Source organism: Photobacterium japonica, from assembly GCF_050337005.1.
Taxonomy (GTDB): Bacteria; Pseudomonadota; Gammaproteobacteria; order Enterobacterales; family Vibrionaceae; genus Photobacterium; species Photobacterium japonica.
In genome coordinates, this window is the sequence record NZ_JAKJSN010000130.1 from 1 (window position 1) to 1,108 (window position 1,108).

Here is a 1,108-nt window from a genome sequence, read left to right on the forward strand (position 1 = left end):
TGTACACACCGCCCGTCACACCATGGGAGTGGGCTGCACCAGAAGTAGATAGCTTAACCCTTCGGGGAGGGCGTTTACCACGGTGTGGTTCATGACTGGGGTGAAGTCGTAACAAGGTAGCCCTAGGGGAACCTGGGGCTGGATCACCTCCTTAAACGATAGACTGCTGTTTTATGCAGTGTCCACACAGATTGCTTGGTYGAAATGTAAGAGAACATCTAAGTTGCCCAATAACTTAGAAAAACTAAGTCCCGTTCGTCTAGAGGCCTAGGACACCGCCCTTTCACGGCGGTAACAGGGGTTCGACTCCCCTACGGGACGCCACTTTCTCTTTGATAGAGTCAAAGAAAAAGYAAWGGGTCGTTAGCTCAGTTGGTAGAGCAGTTGACTTTTAATCAATTGGTCGCAGGTTCGAATCCTGCACGACCCACCATCTCCTCYACAGGCGATGTAAAACTAATGTGGGCGATTAGCTCAGTTGGGAGAGCACCTGCCTTACAAGCAGGGGGTCACTGGTTCGARCCCGGTATCGCCCACCATCTTCTCTTTTAGAGAACGTCYCCTAAGACGTAAAACATATGGGGTTATAGCTCAGCTGGGAGAGCGCCTGCCTTGCACGCAGGAGGTCTGCGGTTCGATCCCGCATAGCTCCACCACTTTCTAAACACACTGGTAACAGTGTCGTTAGAAAGTGGATACTTCGGTAAACACATGTTCTTTAACAATTTGGAAAGCTGACTAGTAAGTGATCGAAAGATCACACTAATAGTTTTTATTGTCTCTTTATATAAAGAGCGATRAAAACGAGTTCTCAAGCAATACACATTCAAGTGTCTTGTATCGAGTCCGGCGAAAAACCAATGTCCTTATCTTTCTTGATCGAAGATAGGTGACGAACCTTGGTTGTTTGAACGTACAGACCTCTTGGGGTTGTATGGTTAAGTGACTAAGCGTACACGGTGGATGCCTTGGCAGTCAGAGGCGATGAARGACGTAKTAACTTGCGATAAGCCCAGATTAGGYAGTAAAARCCAYTTGAGTCTGGGATTTCYGAATGGGGAAACCCACGTGCATAAGCACGTATCGTTACGTGAATACATAGCGTAAC

General features: G+C 47.6%; 4 tRNA genes and 2 rRNA genes. All 6 read left to right on the forward strand.

Going from position 1 to position 1,108, the window contains the following annotated elements:
• Window positions 1-154: ribosomal RNA gene (locus L4C36_RS23750) — 16S ribosomal RNA — on the forward strand; the annotation flags it as partial.
• A 94-nt stretch (window positions 155-248) separates the two neighbouring features.
• Window positions 249-324: transfer RNA gene (locus tag L4C36_RS23755), tRNA-Glu, on the forward strand.
• Between the two features lie 33 nt (window positions 325-357).
• Window positions 358-433: transfer RNA gene (locus L4C36_RS23760), tRNA-Lys, on the forward strand.
• 30 nt (window positions 434-463) lie between these two features.
• Window positions 464-539, forward strand: a tRNA-Val gene (locus tag L4C36_RS23765).
• 41 nt (window positions 540-580) lie between these two features.
• Window positions 581-656 (forward strand) — tRNA-Ala (locus L4C36_RS23770).
• A gap of 280 nt (window positions 657-936) precedes the next feature.
• Window positions 937-1,108: ribosomal RNA gene (locus L4C36_RS23775) — 23S ribosomal RNA — on the forward strand; the annotation flags it as partial.